An 18,930-nucleotide genomic window follows, 5' to 3' on the forward strand; every position below is an offset into this window, starting at 1 on the left:
GGTAACCGGTTACCTTTGGTTAACTATCAATAATTATGGCCACTATCATCATCAACGGGAACATACAGGAAGCAAGCTGCGACCAGGAATTGGCAGCCATTAAAGACAGCCTGGAAATATTGGGCGGAAAATGGAAATTGCGCATTATGCGGCACCTGAATAACCATGTTGGCGAGAAAAATACATTTAAAAAGCTCCAGCGCGAAATTGAAGGGATTTCGGCCAAGATGCTGTCTAAAGAATTGCAGGACCTGGAAATGAACCTGCTTGTTTCCAGAACAGTGATGGATACCAGGCCTGTTACCGTAAATTATTCTATCACCGATTATGGGCTGAGTGTTTTTCCTGTTACGGAAACATTGGTGCAGTGGGGTTTAAACCATAGGCAAAAAATAAAAGCCTGATATTAAAAATAGCGCAGGTGAGATAATTCATTAAATACGACAGCTCACGTAAAATAATACGTAATTTATAATTAAAATACGTATTATAATAAATAAAATGCATGGGTTTTCCTGCATGGATTCGAACCACGATTAACTGAACCAAAATCAGTTGTGCTGCCAGTTGCACCACAGGAAAATAAACAGAGGCTGGTACAGGATTCGAACCTGCGAACATTCCTTTTGCAGAGGACTCCCTTAAACCACTCGGGCAACCGGCCAAGGCATTATAAAATTATCTTTATCCGCTCATCGCATCGTTTTAGTTTTTTAACTCTATTTATATAAACAACTGTTTTATAGTGGAAATAAAAGGACTTGAACCTTTAACCGACACCGTATAAGGGTGCTGCTCTGACCATTGAGCTACATTTCCATAGTAGGGTAACCCGGACTCGAACCGGGAGCCTCTCCGTTCCAAACGGAGTAATCTGACCATTGATATACTACCCTGTAAAACAAAAAATCCCCTTAGGTTTATCTAAGAGGATTGCATTAGTTTATGTCGTTTTTATGAATACATAGCTATCTCCTCTGATAAATCAGCTGGGGGTATTGGCTCTGTATACATATTGTATTTTTCATGATGCAATGATACATAAATATTTATTAAACAAGAAAATATTTAATTATTTTTTTTTAATCAACTCACCATCCCATATTTCCAGTAACTTCTCCCTTGCCTTGAAGCTTTCTGCCTTAAAGGCCGCGGTCGCTAACATATACACAAATAACGCCCCTAAAAACAGACTGAAGTCGACCGGTTTGAGATTATTGGCGATGTTACCGTAAATTACATTTATTAATCCTGCAATACCGAACCCGATTGCAATCAACGTTGCAAATATCTCAACTGCGGTATACATTCTCATTGTCAAATGTATGCTACATCCTTTTGAATTTGCTTGTATTGACCCTTTTATTTGAGGCAGAAATGAGTTACGGTAAGTTATATCGGGCGAGATTTGGAACACGCCATTTGCCGTGTAGCCTTTAAAATATGGTATTGGTGAAAACAAGCCCTTACCCGGTGATAAAATTTCTTCTAATTTCAGTTGTGCCTCTTCATATGATAGGGCGCTGGTAATATAACAGTTTTCGTAGGGAAAGAATTTCATAAATGCTTCGTAAGGTTATGTATAGTTACCACTCCTTCTAATCTTTTTTTCAAAAAAAATAAAAATAATTTTCACTGCGCAAATAGGCTGCGCAGCGCCTCTTAACCTTTGTATCATCAAAACAAATAAAAGGAGGTAACAATGAAATTTAACCTGTTAAGCAAAGTAAAAAATCAGTTCACTAATCACGAGGGTGCAAAAGCGTTTGCGTTATCGCCCGAGATGGAACTGTATACCCTGGTAGTAACCTGGAGCCTGAGCGATTCCTTTTACGAAAAAAACGATGACCGTATGGAGCGCCTGCGCAACATTATACATAAGTGCAAGCCCGAATTTGTGGGCAGGCTGGCAGTATATGCCCGTACCAAAATGTACATGCGTTCGGTGCCATTGGTTTTGGCTACTGAATTGGCTAAGCTGCACTCGGGCGACGATTTGGTTGCCCGAGTTACAGCCGGGGTTGTTAACCGCGCCGATGAAATAACCGAATTGCTGGCCTGTTACGAAATGCTGAACCAGCGCACCGGTACTAAAAAACTGAACCGCTTATCAAAGCAAATACAAAAAGGCCTGCAAGCCGCATTTAATAACTTTGACGAGTACCAGTTTGCCAAGTACAACCGCGATACCGCTATAAAAATGCGCGATGCGTTGTTCCTGGTGCACCCAAAGGCAAAGGATGATGCACAGCAACTGGTATTTAACAACATAGTAAGCGGTACGTTGCAAACCCCATACACCTGGGAAACTGAGCTATCGGCTTTAGGCCAGCTTAATTACGATAGCCAGGAGGCCAAAGCGATGGCTTTCCGCAACAAATGGGAGGAGTTGATAGATAGTCGCAAGTTGGGTTATATGGCCCTGCTGCGTAACCTGCGCAATATACAGGAAGCCGGTGTAAGCTATGCCCATATCCAAAAGGTATGCGCAACGCTTGCCGATGCCGATAAAGTGGCAAATGCAAAGCAGTTTCCGTTCCGTTACCTGGCTGCATACCGTGAACTGTTAAGTGCCGGAAGCGTAACCCCTGTACAAGGTTTGGGCCAAAAGCTTAAAGCGTTATTAACAGGCAACAAAGGCTATACCGGCGAGTTATTGGATGCGTTGGAAAAAGCGGCACAGGCAAGCGCGGTGAACATCAAAGGCTTTGATCACGATACCAGGGTATTGCTGGCCTGCGATGTATCCGGCTCGATGCAAACAGCGGTATCGGCAAAATCAAAAATTTTGCTGTACGATGTGGGCTTGATGTTGGCCATGTTGCTGCAATCGCGCTGTAAAAATGTAGAAGTGGGTATGTTTGGCGATACATGGAAAACTATTACGGTACCACGCCACAACATATTGAACAATGTGCAGGAATTTTACAAACGCGAAGGCGAGGTTGGTTATTCAACCAACGGTTACCTGGTAATCAAAGACCTGCTTGACCGTAACGTGCAAATGGATAAAGTAATATTATTTACCGATTGCCAGCTTTATGACAGCATGCCAGCTAAGGGCGATAACATTAACGCCTTATGGTCGCGTTATAAAACAGCAGTTGCGCCAAAAGCAAAACTATACCTGTTTGATTTAAAAGGCTACAGCAAGGTACCATTGCAGGTAATGAAAAACGATGTTTACCTGGTAGCTGGCTGGAGCGATAAAGTGTTTGAAGTACTGGAAGCCCTTGAAAAAGAAAACTCGGCTTTAAGCGAAATCAATAAGGTGGAAATCTGAGCCCCCTAACCCCCTAAAGGGGGAATTAAGAAAACTTCTGGCTCCCCCTTTAGGGGGCTGGGGGGCTTAAGAATGCCGTAGATCAGGATTACTTCGCCAATAAGGGGAGGGCATTGTGGCGCAAGCTGTGATGAGGGTTCGAGTCCCTAACGCGAGTCCCCGTTTCCTGGTCGTTTGTTGCTTCTTATGTTATTAAAAATAAAAAGAAGGTGTCGTAAACGAGTGTTACTTCGATTGATAACCCCCGGGTCGCCGGTTCAAGTCCGGCCTGTAGCTAAGGCTGCAGTAGCTCAGATGATAGAGCAGGGGCACCGCAAGGTGCAAGTCACTTGTTGTCAGTTACCCTTCTTGATATTATGCGCGGTCTGCAGGCCATTTTTTTAATGAATACCCAACCCTTTTTGAGGCTGGGAAACTAATAAAGGTGTCGTAAATAAGTAATACTTCGATTTGGGACGTCAGGGTCGCTGGTTCAAGTCCAGCCTGCGGGCAACCGCAGTAGCTCAGTTTGGTTAGAGCATGATGCAGAGATACTTATTGTCTGTTGCCCTTTTTTTAGCCCCAAGCCCCCTAAAGGGCGAGTGTAAAATTACATTCCCCCTTTAGGGGGCTTGGGGGCTAATTGCTTATTGTATAAAAACTATAAAGAAGATGCTGTAAACCTGCGTTACTTCGCCTGTCACACTTATGCCAATCGCAGGTTAATTTTGCTCTTCTTTATATTTTTTTGATTTCGTCATCCCATCCTGACTGTTGCTTTGCAAGGTTTATGTTAATATATTTAACATACCAAACCAGCAAGCCATGCCAAAAGATGAAGTAACCGATTTACTCAGGTTTCTATATGAGTTTTCGCCCGAGGTACGTGAAAAAGCAATCTGGCTACGCGAATTTGTGTGGGATTTATACCCCCAGGCTAATGAACTTATATATGACAACTACAATGCATTGGCCTTTGGCTGGTCGCCTACCGAAAAGTTGGGGCAGACTTTTTGTTCGGTAGCGGCTTATCGCGGGGGCAATCAAAACGTACATTTCGGATTTTACTGGGGATCAGAAATTGCCGACCCACAAAACCTTTTGTTGGGTAACGGCAGTCAATACCGATACTTGCTTGTAAACAACCTTGATGATTTCCCCAAAGATTATATTACTGCTTTAATTGAGCAGGCCTGGGAAAATTCATTGGCCAAAGTCAAGAATCCTAAGGATATTGTTCATGGCAAAACCATCACCAAAATGATATCGCCAAAAAAACGAGAAGCAAAGGCAAAAAAATAACGCCTGCCCGGCCAGTATACTTTAATTTCTCAATTAGCCTTCAGCTTTATGCTTTTAGCTCCTTTTATTAGCCATTCCCAACCCGGTCTTTCTCGTCTCCTGCACTACCATCCGACCGGCTGGCCACTTTGTATGATTTGCCAAAGCGATAGGTAAACGCCAGTGTAAATACACGGGTATCTCGTGTCAATTTAAAATACTCGGTAGCATTGGGGAATTGCGTAAGCCCTTCCATGGCGTTGGTGTAAAAAATATCGCGTGCGCTGAATTTTAGGGTAGCCCTCTTTTTAAGTATTGGCCTTGATATACCTAAAGATAGCTGCCCTGTTGGGTACAATTGCTCCTGTATATCGTTACGGGCCCTGGTGGTGTAAAAACCGGATAGCTCGGCAGTGTAAATTTTAGCGATGGTGAACTGGTTGTTGGTGTTTATGTTCAATTGATCTGCCTGGCTGGTATAGGTATTGCCATTAAATCCTTTCAGTTGCTTATGGTTATATAATGCCTGAAAGGTAAGGCTCCACCAGTTAACCGGCGATACCGATAGTGTTGATGACAGGCCATAATTATGCGTGCTGCCTACGTTCCCCTGCGAATACAACAGGATTCCCTTGGCGGCATCGTTTAAAAACAGCTGCGAAAAATAATTTTTGATATTGCTGTATAGCAGCGTAGTGGTAAGCAGGTTTTTGTACTGGTGGCTTAGCTCCAAATTCCAGCTGTATTGGGGTAGCAAATAGGGGTTGCCGGTTTGGTAGGTGTATTTATTGATGATAAAGTAAAAAGGGTTCAGGTTTTGAAAAATAGGGCGGTCGATGCGGCGGCCGGCGGTTAATGTAAAACTATGCGAGGAATCGGCCTGGTAGCTGATAAAACCACTGGGGAAAAAACCGCCATAATTTCTTTTAAAAGCCGAATCCTGTTGCAGCACATTGCCCAATTGGTGGGCTTTATAGCTGGTGTACTCGTACCGCAAGCCGGCCTGCGCGGTTATCTTAGTATACTTTTTCTCGAAAGTACCATACACCGCGTTAATGTTTTCCTTGTATAAAAACCGGTTGCTTTTGCTGTAGTCTTCGGCCCATAGCCCGCTATTCAGGTTTTCATATAAAGCGGCGTTATCGGTGCTGCTGTAAGATGATTTATAGCCCGATTGAAATGTGCCATACTGGTCTGTTTTAATGCTGTAATCAACCTTGCCGGATAAGATACTGATGGATGTGGGGATGTTACTCCTGGACAGTTCCTGGTAGCCGCCCGGTGCAAGCAGCGAGTTGTTAAAATTTTGTTCGCTTTGGATATTGTAATGCAGGTAATCAACATCAGCCCCAAGCGTTTGCGACGATGAGAGCGTATGCCGTAAGTTTAAGTTGACCGAGCCGTTTTTAAACCGGTTTTTGTTGTGGTTGGTGGTTGATATCGCCGAGTCAACTACGTCGCTGGTATTTAACCATGTTGCCACTGCGCGGTTGTTGCCGTTGCGGTTAACCAGCGTGCCGCCTAATACAACGCCGATGGTAGTTTTATCGGTTACGGAATAATCTAACCCGGTTTTGATGGTGTTGTTGAACGATGTGCCCGAAAAATAGGAAGGCTGATCGAGCTTAGCCGTTATGTTGTTGCCGGCATCATAATACTTTCTTAGTGCATATATATTGGTGAGGTATTGCACCAGGTTCATGCTATAATTAAAAAAGGTATTAATTTTTCCGGTACGGAAATTAAGTAACAAGCTGTTATTGTTTTTTGGGTAAACGCCTTGCCCTACCGATGTGGTAAATGTGCCGTTAAATCCCTTTTGCTTATTCTTTTTTGTTTTTATGTTGATGATACCGGCATTGCCGCTGGCATCGTATTTAGCGGTTGGGTTGGTAATCAACTCAATCTGGGAAACCTGGCTCGAGCTCATGCTGCTCAATAAATTATTTAAATCGGCACCTGATAAATAGGTTTGTTTGTCGTCTATCATCACCATAACGCCGGCCTTGCCCTGTAAAGAAATGCCTCCATTCCTGTCAACACTAACGCCCGGCGATTTCTCCAGCACTTCTAATACTGTCGAGCCTGTATTGGTAACCGAGGCATCAACATTTAATATGGTTTTACCATCTTTTTGCTGTACCACTGGCGCGTGGGCCACAATATTCACCTCCTTAAGCGCCGTGTTTAAGGGCTGCAGCTTAATGGTATCGGCATAATTACGTCCCGGAAATATATAGGTGCGGCTAAATTGCGATTTGTAGCCTGTATAAGTGGCCGAAAACAGGTAGGAACCTGCTGGTATAACATCAAAGCGGGCCGCTCCGCGGGCATCTGCAATAGCCGATTTTACTGGCTTATCGTCTTTTATCAGTTTTACTGTAGCACCTTCTGCAGCCTGCCCGGTTTCGGTTAGTATAACCAGGGTGAAATCGGGTTTCGCGGCCCCGGAGGATTGTGCAAACGTAATTGATGATAAAAAAAGCAAGACAAGCAGGCACCGGGTTTTAAGGGTCATATCAGCTAATGTAATCAGAATTCAGGAGTAAGACGCCTGCCAATCCAAAGTGTTACACCTGGTTACGATGCGCGCGGCAATTGTATCATTTTACGGTATTCTTTAGGACTATTGCCTTTTTGCTTTCTGAAAAATTTGTTAAAGTGGCTTTCATCGGTAAAGCCAAACTCATTGGCAATTTCATTCAGGCGCTTATCGCTAAACTGCAGGCGGTGCTCAATTAGTTTGGTTTTGTAATTGATAATGTATTGCTGCAAAGTTTCGCTGGCGTGCTTTTTAAAGTAACGGCCCATATAAGCTTCAGAGATACTGAAGGTATTGCTTATTACATCGGCCTTTAGTTTTTCGGGATAATAGATATTGCTTTGCACGTATTGTAAAATATCCATCGCCTTTTCTTCGGTGCCCATGTTTAACTGCTCTGGCAGGTAGCGGGCAATGTTCCGGGCTACCACGATGATCAGCGTATTTACCAGTTGCTGAATAAGCTCTTTATTGTAAATGTCCTTATTTTCATATTCGCGGACGATGGCTTCTACCATTGGCCCTACCAGGCGTTTATCGGGCAGGTTTTTAAGAATGCAGCCTGGCTGGTGATTGGCGTTGTGCAATATGTACTCCAACCGCTGGATATTTTCGTGCAGGAGGCTGCCATTTTTGAGATAGATATCGTTAAAACGCAAAAAGAAAAATTCGGTAGTAGTTTCAATATGCAGCGAATGGCAGTCTTCGGGGGTGATTAAAAACATATGCCCGGCCCGGTAATCAAAGTGACTTTTGTTGATGCATTGCCTGCCGGTGCCGGATATCACATAAATTAATTCAAAAAAGCTATGCTGATGTTCAAACTTTGGGCATTTATCTAATGTTAGATAAGCAATTGAAAATGGTTCGTACAGATTTTCCTTTATCATAAAGCAAAAATACCAAATTATAGTAAATATATACCAATTTGATTATTTTTATTGGTAGATATTTGCCTTGTCAAAAAAAGAAAGAATGAAAGCAATAATTTTAAAAGCATTTGGCGGTATAGAAAATTTTGAGGCCGTTAACATACCAGTACCAGCCATCGGGGCCGATGAAGTATTGATAAAGTTAAAATCCATCAGCATAAACCCGGTTGATGCGAAAACTCGGCAGGGAAAGGGCGCAGCAGGTCGCACCAAAATGGAGTTGCCTATAATTTTAGGCTGGGATATCTCGGGCGTAATAACCGAAGCAGGCAGCGAGGTTACCGGCTTTAAGCCCGGCGACGAAGTGTTTGCGATGATTAATTTTCCGGTATTAGGTAAAACTTATGCAGAATATGTTGTTGCCAAACCGTCTGAGCTGGCGATAAAACCTGCAAACATAACTCATAACGAGGCTGCGGCGGCCACCCTTGCCGCGCTTACAGCATGGCAGGTTTTAACTACCAAGGTAAAAGTTAAAAAAGGCGATAGGATGTTAGTTCATGCTGCCGCGGGCGGTGTTGGACACTACGTGGTACAAATAGCCAAGCATTTGGGGGCCTACGTTATTGGTACATCATCGGCAGCCAATAAAGATTTTGTTTTATCATTAGGTGCAGATGAGCACATAGATTATAAAACACAAAAAATTGAAGAAGCAGTAAGTGATATTGATTTTATTTTCGATCCGATAGGTGGTGCAAATACCGAACAGTCGCTCCATATCGTAAATAAAGGAGGTGCGGTAATCTGTATCTTACATGCTTTCAACGACGAGTTGCTTCAAAAAGCAAAGGAATTAGGTGTACATGGCCACAATGTACTGGTTTACCCAAGTGGCGATGATATGAAAACCATTGCAGGCTTGTTAGAAAAAGGCATCATCAAATCGCATGTATCCAAAGTTTTCCAGCTGGAGCAGGTGGGTGAAGCGCATACCTTGCTGGAGAGCGGAAGGGCTGTGGGGAAAGTTGTGGTGGAGATATAAAATAAAGACACATTTTTTTAAACTTACGAGGTTTTTCAAACTTCGTAAGTTTTTCTGCGTCATCCATTTATTGCCACTTGCTTTCCCTGTTATGGCTACAAAATATCAAAAATTATATCTTTGATATAAATGCAATACCTTTCCATCGGTCAAAACATCATCCAGGGCATCAAACAAACCAGCTACCTGGAGTGGCTTGGGGCCGCTACTACTATTGCCTGCGTTTACCTGGCGGCGCGGCAAAACATCTGGAACTGGCTGGCCGGCATTATTGCAGTAACAGCTTATATGGTGGTGTTTTTCCAGAGTGGTTTATTTGGCGACGCTTATTTACAAATCTATTTCCTGGGTACAGGCGTTTATGGCTGGTATTTTTGGCTGCGGAAAAAAGAGCGGCAAGAAAAGCCGGTAATTAGCCTTAGCCACAAAGAATATTTATTGGCGCTATTGATCACACTGCTGCTATCGGGACTACTGGGTTTGTATCTTCAGCACTTTACATCAAGCACGGTGCCTTATATCGATGGCTTTTGCACCTCGGTAAGCTTTATGGCCCAATTGCTGATGACCCGGAAGATTCTGCAAAACTGGGCGCTGTGGGTATTTGTGGATATTTGCTATGTGCCGCTGTACATCTACAAAAACCTGTATGTAACTGCTATTTTATACGTTATCCTGCTCGTTTTAGCCACCATAGGGTATATTGACTGGAACAAAGAATATAAAGCCCAGGCCTTAAGTGGAAAGTCTTAAATTCTAAGTCAGGGAAATGGTATTTATATAAAACAACTGGGGGTATTTGCCGGGTAAAAAAGGACTTGAGGCTTCCGGCTTAAGACTTTCGGCTTAACTGAATACCATTTCGTTATCAGCCCAGCCGTCTAACTCTTGCGGGTTGTGGCTTATTATGATGGTGGTTACATTTAGCTCTTTCAGCAATTCTTTTAATGCTGCTATCAGCTCCGTCTTCATTTTTGCGTCGAGGGCCGAAAAGGGTTCGTCCATTAAAAGTAACCGGGGTTTGGTAGCCAGTGCCCGCAATATGGCAAGGCGTTGCTGCTGGCCGCCCGATAGATAATCGGGTTTATGCGCTTGCAGCGTTTCTAATTTGCCCAGTAATAACAGGCGGTTTATCCAGTTTTCATCAGCGGTTGCATATTCCAGGTGCTGCCGAACGGTCATGTTGGGGAACAGGGCATACTGCTGGAAAACAAACCCGATATTTCTTTTTTGGGTTGATAGGTTGATATTTGTTTCCGCATTAAACCACGTTTCATGATCTGCTTTGATAACCCCTTTGTCGGGATTGATAAGCCCTGCTATTACTTTTAAAAATGTTGTTTTGCCCGAGCCTGATGGCCCGTATATTTTGGTGATGCTGCCCGTTGCAAATTGTTTATCAATATGCAATACCTGCTGCCCGTGATAGGCCTTTAGCTTCTTTTCGATATTGATACTGATCATCCTAAAGGGCTTTTGGCTTGATATTTATTAAATACAAAAACAGCTATCACCATCACAAAGGTTATGGAAAATAAAATGAGTGAGTAGTTATTGGCCGATGCATAATCCATTTTCTCTACCGAATCATAAACCGCAATAGAGGCCACGCGGGTAACGCCGGGAATATTACCGCCAATCATCAGCACAACTCCAAACTCGCCCAGGGTATGCGCAAAACTAAGTACAATAGCCGTCAATAGCGATGGTTTGATATTGGGCAATAACACACTCTTAAATGTTTGCCAGCGCGATTTGCCCAAGGTATATGAGGCCTCGGCCAGCGCAGCGGGCAACTGTTGCAATGCCGATTTTACCGGGCCAATCATAAAAGGCATGCTATAAATTACCGATGCCAGCACCAGGCCCGGGAATGAAAATACAAACTGCACATCAAAGTTATCATGTAACCATTTGCCTAAACCATATTGCGGGCTAAAAGCCAGCAACAAATAAAACCCCAATACCGATGGCGGCAACACCAGTGGCATAGTGATAATAGCCTCCACAATGATCTTAAAAAACGACCGCCCCCGGGATAGCCACCAGGCAAAAGGCACACCCACAATAAACAACAGCGCCGTGGTAACACCTGCCAGCTTTAAAGTGAGCCATATTGGGGATAAATCCATCAACAAAAATAGTAGTTATTGCACACGGTAGCCATAGCTTGCAAAAATACTTTTGGCCGCCGGGCTTAATATATACCAGTAAAACTTTTCAGCATCAGGGTTGCCTGCGCCATGTTTTAACAACACCATGCCCTGTAAAATAGGTTTATAGTATTTAGGGGCGATAACTTTGTAGTACAGCACCATTTTAGGGTTAGTCTCTTTTATTAATGATTGGGTGGTAAAACCAACATCGGCCACACCGGTAGTAATGTAGGTATTTACCTGCGAGATGCTCTCGCCATAAACGGCTTTAGATTTTACCTCGTCTAAAACGCCTTTATATTTTAAAACCTCTTCGGCAGCTTTACCGTAAGGGGCGATGGCCGGGTTGGCTATAGCTATTTTCTTTACCCTCGCAGTTAATAGCAACCGCTCCCAATTCTCAAATCCAATGTTTTGCGAACTACAGATAATAAGGCTGCCCTTAGCGTACACCACTGGTTGTTTGGTAGCAAAGCCTCCCTTATAAAGCGCTTCGGGGAAGTTCATATCAGCCGATAGGAACACATCAAAGGGCGCTCCGTTGCTAATTTGCGCTACCAATTTACCGGATGAACCTACGATGGGTTCAATGCCGATCCCTGTTTTTTGTTTAAAATCCTTTTGCAACACTTCAATAACCGATTGCAGGTTAGCAGCAGCGGCAACCCTCACATTTTGAGCAAAAGCAGGCAACTGCACCATGGTGCAAATGGCCATCAGGAAAATTTTAAATGGCTTGCTATTGTATTTTTTATGCTTCATGCGTATCTGTTTTATTTGTTTGGTAAAGGCAGCCGAATTAGCTCTTTTTTAGCTTAATGGTGTTACCAGGCCTCCTGAACACTACAAATATAAGCTTGTTACGCGGTTAATTGATTGATGCCGGCAGCGTTAAAATTCGTAAATGATATGATTGCCCCGGGTGTGGTTTTTATATATGTTCGGCAAGTTTGGTTACTTTATAAAAAAAAACAAAAAGATAGATTAAAAAGGCATTTAAGCCTGATAAAAATCATATTAAATAACTGTATTATACACCTTTAATAGGATTATAAAAAGAAATATATTATCATTGTACCCGGCCTGACGCTAACCAAATTAAACAGCTTTCGTGCCCGCAAAACCAAGCTGCGGGTACGAAAGATAATTACCCCTTTTACCTGCGTATGTGTAAACTTTTAACGAGATACTTTCCCGCTGTTTTACTATCGTTTTTTTACATTATTACCCCCGCTTCCGCCCAAAATATTGTCCGGCTGGATGACCATGTTAAGCAGCATATATTTGAATACAAACAGGTTTATTATTTTGAAGATACCACCGGCCGCCTGCAGTTTACCGGCGATGGCCTGCCAGCTTTTGATAGCCGTTTTAAAGTAAATCCCGAGCCAACACCTGTTACCAGGAACGTAAATTCTACCTATTGGTACCGCATCAAAATTGGCGGTAACCCTGCTACCAAAAACAGTTGGCTGCTGGAGTTTTTTGATCAAACGATTGATAGTATTACCGTTTATTCGCCGATAGCCGCAAATAAATATACACCCATACTTTTGGGGAGCAGCCGCCCGTTTTCAGAACGGTTTTATCACCATAAAAACTTTAGCCTTAATTTAAATAACCCCGGAACGGGCGACGCGATTTATTACATCCGTATCCGGTCGCACCATTCGGTTAACGTAATTATGGTGTTGCGCACCGTGAGCTGGTTTATCAGTTATGCACTGGATGAATATTTCTTTTTCGGTGTTTTTTATGGGATGATCCTGGTTTTCGGCCTGTATAACCTCATGATGTTTATTGCCATGCGCAAGGTGCAATACTTATATTACATTGCCTACAACATTAGCATTGGCCTTTATGAAATGTGCGCCGATGGAATTGCCTACCAGTACATGTGGCCAAATAACCCGGGCTGGAATCAATATGCTTATGGCATAGCCCTGTTTGCCGCCAGTATATTTGCCGTGTTGTTTACGCAAAGCCTGCTCAATTTAAAAGTGAACGCGCCGCGTTTATATAAAGCTACCAGCTGGGTTATTGCACTGCGTTGCCTGTTTTTTGTGGCGTGTATCACCATAAACAATAGCTGGTTCAATTACAAGATCATCGAGTTTATACCGTTACTCCTGGCATTTTACGCTGGCTGTTATACCTGGGCAAAAGGGTACAAACCGGCCCGTTTTTTTGTTATCGGGTATTTGTTTTTACTCACGGGTTTTATCATCAAAAGCTGTATTGCCCTAAACATGTGGTGGCTGCCTGTTACCGAGTTTGATTATTACAGCCTTAGCGTTTGCTTTATTACCGAAATGCTATTCATCTCCTTTGCTATTGGCGACAAGGTACGCATCCTGAAAAAAGAAAAAGACGATGCCCAGGTGGCTATCATTAAGCAGATGAAGCAGAACGAGGAGCTAAAAGATGTGCTAAACAAACGCCTGGAAGAACAAGTACAGGAACGCACCAGGGAATTGGTTGAAAAATCATCCATGATAGCCGACCAGAACGATGAGCTACTATCTGTAAACGAATTGCTGCAGCAGCAAGCCGAAGAAATTTCGCGCATGAACGTGCTGCTTGAGAAAGACAATGTTACGTTGCATAACGATATTGAAAAGGTGACTCACGACAGGGTGATGTCGGCAGAAGTTGATTTTGAGGAGTTTAGCAGGATTTACCCCGACAGGGAAACCTGTTTTAAATTCCTGAGTAATTTGAAGTGGGAAAATGGTTATGCCTGCCGCAAGTGTAATAGTACACATTACGGGGGCGGGCACCTGCCGTACAGCCGCCGTTGTTCCAAATGCGGTTACGAAGAATCGGTGATTGCTTATACCATTTTACAAAATACCCGCATTCCCATCAATAAAGCTTTTTACATGATTTTTTTGATGTACTCTACCAAGGGTAAAATCTCATCGCACAAATTATCAGAAATACTATCTATCCGTCAAAGTACCTGCTGGGCATACAGCACCCGTATTAAAAAGGCCATGGAGGCTCAGAAAAAAGAGATTAAAAACGCCGGCTCAAAGGGCTGGAGTAAGTTGGTGATTGATAACTCGGTAGATTAGTTTGGAAAGCTTAAAGCGGAAAGCAAAAGGCGGAAAGCTGAAAAGCGATTAGATCCGATTCAGGGCAAACGCATCTAAATTGGGTTAACATAACTTAACAGATTTCAGATATGCAATTTATAAATACCTGGCAATAAGCAATTTATAATATTACATGGTTAACATTAAAGTGGCGTTTTGCGCAATTTAGCGTATTTATACTTTGTGCCTGTTGTTGGTCAAAACAATACCAAAGCGATCTGGATCTCTTAATCAGGATCAGACTATAAAACACCCGGTATCGCTTGATGCTTATATAGTCTTATACCTCATTGGCTTATTCCTTTCGCTATATTAAATAACAGGTCATCGCAGCTAAATCTCCTATAAATACAAAGCCGGCTTAAGCCGGCTTTGTATTTATTAGTTCATCTGCACATCTGAAATTTGCATATCTGCACATCTGCTTACTGTACCTGGAACATGTTGTTAAAGTTTGTGCCATCCGGATAGTAGCCCGAAATTACCAGGTTACCATTGCGCAGGTTGGTAATCACTTTATCAATATCGGCTACGCTGTTTATCGGCGATTTATTGATACTGGTGATGATTGAGCCCACTGGAATTTCGAAGCTATCAAACACCCTGCCTTCCCGCACCTGGGTTACCATAACACCAGAGTTTACATGGAATTTTGCCTTTTGAGCCGGGCTTAATGGCTGAAAGCTTGCTCCAAGCTTGTTAAACAACTCCTCGGCCGATTTTGATACCGCTGCAGTTTTGGTACCAGTAGGATTGGCGTCTGCTTTAAGCGTTACTGCAAACGTTTTCTCTTTACCATCGCGCAGCACGGTCATGTTTACTTTGTCGCCGGGCTGTAAGCGGCCTACGTGCTCCTGTAAATCAGACGATTCATAAACAGGCACGCCCTCTACTTTTTCAATGATATCGCCCTTCTGGATACCGGCTGCTTGCGCGCCACCGCCCTCAACCAGGTCGTTAACATATAAGCCGGTTGTATTGTTGATGTTTAATTTTTGTGCTACATCAGGGTTAAGTTCGGTAAAGCTTACACCAACAAAGCCACGTTTTACAGTGCCATATTTTTTAATATCGTTCAGTACTTTTTTGGCCAGGTTAACCGGGATAGCAAAGCCGTAGCCTTCATATGAGCCGGTATGCGATGCTATCGCGGCGTTAATGCCTATCAGCTCGCCTTTTGTGTTTACAAGGGCTCCGCCGCTGTTACCTGGATTAATGGCAGCATCTGTTTGGATAAACGATTCAATCGCCTTGTTTAATTTTGGTGTGGTTTGCTGGTTACGGGTACGGCCAAACGGGTTGCTCTCGTCCTGATTGTCTTCGCTGCCAATAATGCCTATGTTGCGGCCTTTGGCGCTGATGATACCAGCTGTAACGGTTGAATTAAGGTTAAAAGGGTTACCTACTGCCAGCACCCATTCGCCTACGCGTGCATCGTCTGAGTTGCCTAATTTTACAATAGGCAGGTCGGTAGCGCTGATTTTGATCAGGGCAAGGTCGGTGCTTGGGTCGGTACCAATCACCTTAGCCTGGAAGGTGCGGTGATCGTTGGTAGCTACGGTAATTTTATCGGCTTTTTCAACCACGTGGTTATTGGTTACAATGTACCCGTCATTAGAGATGATTACGCCCGACCCTGATGCCATTTGCGGCCCCTGCGGGCGTATGCGCTGGCCAAACATGTCGCCAAACATCTGCTCAAACTGGTCTTGCCCGCTACTACCCGATTGGCTGCTATAGGTAGTACGAATGTAAACCACCGCAGGCGTTACAGCAGCAGCAGCCTCGGTAAAATCAAGCGAACCGGTTGAGGATACCACCGGTGCCGACGGGTTACTGGTAAAATAAACTTTTTGTTTGTCTTCGAAGCTTAGGTTGTCAGAATATTTGTTTTCGATAACCTTGTAAGTGCCTAAAGCCATGGCTCCTCCAACAAAAGCGGTTAATAATGTTAAACCAATCTTTTTCATCTTTATATTTGCCTTTCTTTATTTTGTTTATAATTAACAAATCAAATTTAATACCATATAGACTACATAAGCAACGATAAGTTATCAGGTTTTTTGTTAAAATTTGTTAAAATGATTTTACTTAAACTGTAACCATTGTTGTTAAAGAATTGTTTGGGTTAAGTAGTTGATACTAAATGACATTATTGTGAAGTTACGATTTTATAAATACCAGGGTGCCGGTAACGATTTTATACTGGTGGATAACCGCGAAAATATAGTAGATCATAACAATCCGAAGCTGATTGCCAGCCTTTGCGACCGCCGTTTTGGCATCGGCGGCGATGGTATGATGTTTTTGCAAAACAAGGAGGGCTTTGATTTTGAGATGGTTTATTATAATGCCGACGGCCAGCCCAGCAGCATGTGTGGCAACGGCGGCAGGTGTATTGTAGCCTTTGCAAAATTTTTGGGTGTGATTGACGCCGAAACTGAATTTTTGGCTGTTGACGGACCGCACCATGCCAAAATTTCAGCTGAAGGCAACTGGGTAAGCCTGCAAATGATAGACGTAAAGGAATTGAAAACCGACCTGGATGCCTATGTGCTCAACACCGGATCGCCACATTACGTTAAATTGGTTGACGACCTGGCCCACCGCGACGTTTTCCATGAAGGTAAAGCCATTCGCAACAACGCCACCTACCGCGAAAAAGGCATCAATGTAAATTTTGTTGAACCTACCGATGATGGATACTTTGTGCGCACCTTTGAACGGGGTGTAGAGGACGAAACATTTGCCTGTGGAACGGGAGTTACAGCTGTAGCGCTTGCCATGGCCAGCCACAACCAGCAAACCGGGCACATTGATACGCCTATAAAAGTATTGGGCGGCAACCTTAACATCCGTTTTAATTACGACGGCAAAGTTTTTACCGATATATTTTTAGAAGGCCCCGCTGTGCAGGTGTTTGATGGCGTAGTGGAGATATAATTATTTACTTTTTTTAAATATAAAAGGCCGCACATTTGTTGCGCGGCCTTAACAGTATTAACTGATATTATATAAAGAACGATACAAATCAATTCGGGTTTTTAACAGGTGCGCTTCCTGCACCAGGCGGGTTTAGCACCACCTCATCTGCCGGCACATCCCAATAATCAAGGAAATTATAGTTGATAGTTGCATGCGTGCTTAATACACCATTGGGCGATAGTATAACCGCATTAGTGCGGCCTCCGCCTTTTGATATATCATAAATTACGCCCCATCTCCTGGCATCGTAAAATGCTGTTCCTCTGAACAATAAGGCAATGCGTCTTTCTTTGCGCAGCTCTTCTTTCGCGGCAGCCAAAGTCAACCCGGTACCTGAGACCTTTGCAAGGCCGGCTCCCTGGTAAGTTCTTACCTTGTCTATACTTGCTAACCCAAGATCAATCTGACCGGTATTGATCAGCGCTTCTGCTTTCATCAACTCATTTTCTTCGTAGCTTGCACCTATATAAACTTCTTGCTTACCAGCTGTTTTATTGGCAAGCTGGATAGCGCCACTATCCGGGACAGCGTCAATTTTCGCATCATATAGCTTCCATCTTGTGCTAAAAGTAAACCCGCCAACCTGATTGTAGAATGGCGTAACTTGTAAAAAATTTTGAGCTAAACGTTTATCCTTCGGTTTAATATCCTGTATCAGCCTTTCGCTTATTGTAAAACTGCTTGCAGTTTCGTCACCAGCAGTATTAACAGCCACTGATCCTCCGCCTGGTGAAAATACGTAGTTATTCTCTGTTGAAAATCCCGCAAAAACATTATCGGTGGACTGAATGCCAGCAGCGGTTAATGTCAGGATAGTTTGCCAATTGGCGGCTGTCATGGCAGATGTACTGGTGTTAGCCAACAGGTTACGCGCCATTAGTGTATTTATGCTATGTACAAACATGGCCGGGGTAGGCACTTTGCCATTGCCTACCTGGAAAAATGAAGGGATCAACTTTCCCATTAAAGCGGTGTAGGTATCGGTAGCGGTTATTCCATTCAAAATAGAAGCTGCCTGCGCCAGGTTTTTGTTTGATTCTGCTAATAAGGCGGCGCTGTTAACATAAATGGCATTTGTTGCACTTACTTCATTGTTAATAAGACCTGCATAGTAAACCGAACCCAGCCTTGCGTAAGCATAGCCTTTCCACCAGTAAGCCCAGGCTTTGTAAGTGGCCAGCTTTGTTGCCGCATCGCCTGATAAACTTACCGAACCTGCCAAAGCAAGAATTTGATTACATGCATTATTTAACCCATACATGCTTTGCCATTCATAGTAGAACATATTCTGGCTTTGCTTATCACGGGTGTTATTAAGCCTTAAGTTTGCTATCTGGGGCTGGGTGTTTACTACTTTTGTTCCATCATCAAGTATCGCATAATCGGGCACATTAACAAGGTTAACGTTTTGATTTGCAGCCTGTGCCGATACATCATCAGCCAATAATTCATGATATCCATAGCATAGGGAGAAAAAGCTATCTCCTAACCATCCGTCACCATTTACAAAACCATTAATGTACACGCTTCCAGCCGCAAGCGAGGTTAAGCCCGATTCTGTTTTTGCCTGTTCAAGCGTAGGCGAATTAGGGTTTTTTACGTCTAATTCCTTTTTGCAGGACGACACAGCAAAACCAGCTAAGAGTACTGATGTTATAATATATTTATATTTTTTCATTTTATTTTATT

Annotated in this window: 14 protein-coding genes, 3 tRNA genes and 1 pseudogene; 7 read left to right on the forward strand and 11 right to left on the reverse strand. The window is 43.2% G+C overall.

What is annotated here, in order from left to right:
- The first annotated feature begins 35 nt into the window (after positions 1-35).
- Positions 36-404: a winged helix-turn-helix transcriptional regulator gene (locus tag PQ469_RS28555; RefSeq protein WP_274210704.1), complete on the forward strand. Its 369-nt coding sequence runs from the start codon at positions 36-38 to the stop codon at positions 402-404.
- A 186-nt stretch (positions 405-590) separates the two neighbouring features.
- Here PQ469_RS28555 and PQ469_RS28560 read toward each other — a convergent pair.
- From PQ469_RS28560 to PQ469_RS28575, 4 genes are all read right to left on the reverse strand, one after another.
- A tRNA-Cys gene (locus PQ469_RS28560) sits at positions 591-664 on the reverse strand.
- An 82-nt stretch (positions 665-746) separates the two neighbouring features.
- Positions 747-819, reverse strand: a tRNA-Ile gene (locus tag PQ469_RS28565).
- 4 nt (positions 820-823) lie between these two features.
- Positions 824-896: transfer RNA gene (locus PQ469_RS28570), tRNA-Pro, on the reverse strand.
- A gap of 176 nt (positions 897-1,072) precedes the next feature.
- A complete protein-coding gene (locus PQ469_RS28575) occupies positions 1,073-1,561 on the reverse strand; it encodes a hypothetical protein (protein WP_274210705.1) in 489 nt (162 codons plus the stop codon).
- Positions 1,562-1,702: 141 nt separating this feature from the next.
- On the opposite strand from PQ469_RS28575, the gene PQ469_RS28580 reads away from it, so the two are divergent.
- Both PQ469_RS28580 and PQ469_RS28585 read left to right on the forward strand, forming a co-directional pair.
- Positions 1,703-3,283, forward strand: a complete 1,581-nt coding sequence (locus tag PQ469_RS28580; RefSeq protein ID WP_274210706.1) for a TROVE domain-containing protein — start codon at positions 1,703-1,705, stop codon at positions 3,281-3,283.
- An 804-nt stretch (positions 3,284-4,087) separates the two neighbouring features.
- Positions 4,088-4,564, forward strand: coding sequence for a DUF1801 domain-containing protein (locus tag PQ469_RS28585; RefSeq protein WP_274210707.1), 477 nt, complete (start codon positions 4,088-4,090; stop codon positions 4,562-4,564).
- A 67-nt stretch (positions 4,565-4,631) separates the two neighbouring features.
- Here PQ469_RS28585 and PQ469_RS28590 read toward each other — a convergent pair whose 3' ends face one another.
- A complete protein-coding gene (locus tag PQ469_RS28590; protein ID WP_274210708.1) occupies positions 4,632-7,061 on the reverse strand; it encodes a TonB-dependent receptor domain-containing protein in 2,430 nt (809 codons plus the stop codon).
- A gap of 62 nt (positions 7,062-7,123) precedes the next feature.
- Positions 7,124-7,975 carry a helix-turn-helix domain-containing protein gene (locus PQ469_RS28595; RefSeq protein WP_274210709.1) on the reverse strand — a complete coding sequence of 284 codons (852 nt, stop codon included), beginning with the start codon at positions 7,973-7,975 and terminating at the stop codon, positions 7,124-7,126.
- An 85-nt stretch (positions 7,976-8,060) separates the two neighbouring features.
- On the opposite strand from PQ469_RS28595, the gene PQ469_RS28600 reads away from it, so the two are divergent.
- A complete protein-coding gene (locus tag PQ469_RS28600; protein WP_274210710.1) occupies positions 8,061-9,002 on the forward strand; it encodes an NADP-dependent oxidoreductase in 942 nt (313 codons plus the stop codon).
- 129 nt (positions 9,003-9,131) lie between these two features.
- Entirely contained in the window at positions 9,132-9,755 is a 624-nt protein-coding gene (gene pnuC, locus PQ469_RS28605) for a nicotinamide riboside transporter PnuC (RefSeq protein ID WP_274210711.1), read from the forward strand.
- Positions 9,756-9,976: 221 nt separating this feature from the next.
- On the opposite strand, the pseudogene PQ469_RS28610 reads toward pnuC, so the two are convergent.
- The 3 genes and pseudogenes from PQ469_RS28610 to modA form a co-directional block, all read right to left on the reverse strand.
- A pseudogene (locus PQ469_RS28610) lies at positions 9,977-10,466 on the reverse strand (ATP-binding cassette domain-containing protein); the annotation flags it as partial.
- Positions 10,463-11,134: a molybdate ABC transporter permease subunit gene (modB, locus tag PQ469_RS28615; protein WP_274210713.1), complete on the reverse strand. Its 672-nt coding sequence runs from the start codon at positions 11,132-11,134 to the stop codon at positions 10,463-10,465. The pseudogene PQ469_RS28610 and the gene modB, both read right to left, overlap by 4 nt.
- A 15-nt stretch (positions 11,135-11,149) precedes the next feature.
- Positions 11,150-11,920: a molybdate ABC transporter substrate-binding protein gene (gene modA, locus PQ469_RS28620; protein WP_274210714.1), complete on the reverse strand. Its 771-nt coding sequence runs from the start codon at positions 11,918-11,920 to the stop codon at positions 11,150-11,152.
- 404 nt (positions 11,921-12,324) lie between these two features.
- Between modA and PQ469_RS28625 the strand changes: the two genes are divergently transcribed.
- Positions 12,325-14,235 (forward strand): 7TM diverse intracellular signaling domain-containing protein, encoded by a 1,911-nt coding sequence (locus PQ469_RS28625; protein ID WP_274210715.1) that lies wholly within the window; start codon positions 12,325-12,327, stop codon positions 14,233-14,235.
- 446 nt (positions 14,236-14,681) lie between these two features.
- Here the strand turns inward: PQ469_RS28625 and PQ469_RS28630 are convergent, their stop codons facing one another.
- On the reverse strand, positions 14,682-16,226 hold the full coding sequence (locus PQ469_RS28630) for a Do family serine endopeptidase (protein ID WP_090651505.1): 1,545 nt from the start codon (positions 16,224-16,226) through the stop codon (positions 14,682-14,684).
- Positions 16,227-16,413: 187 nt separating this feature from the next.
- Between PQ469_RS28630 and dapF the strand changes: the two genes are divergently transcribed.
- Complete coding sequence (gene dapF / locus PQ469_RS28635) at positions 16,414-17,199, forward strand: diaminopimelate epimerase (protein ID WP_274210716.1); 786 nt, start codon at positions 16,414-16,416, stop codon at positions 17,197-17,199.
- A gap of 88 nt (positions 17,200-17,287) precedes the next feature.
- On the opposite strand, the gene PQ469_RS28640 is transcribed toward dapF, so the two are convergent.
- Positions 17,288-18,919 (reverse strand): RagB/SusD family nutrient uptake outer membrane protein, encoded by a 1,632-nt coding sequence (locus PQ469_RS28640; protein ID WP_274210717.1) that lies wholly within the window; start codon positions 18,917-18,919, stop codon positions 17,288-17,290.
- Between the last annotated feature and the right edge of the window lie 11 nt (positions 18,920-18,930).

The organism is Mucilaginibacter sp. KACC 22773, assembly GCF_028736215.1.
Taxonomy (GTDB): domain Bacteria; phylum Bacteroidota; class Bacteroidia; order Sphingobacteriales; family Sphingobacteriaceae; genus Mucilaginibacter.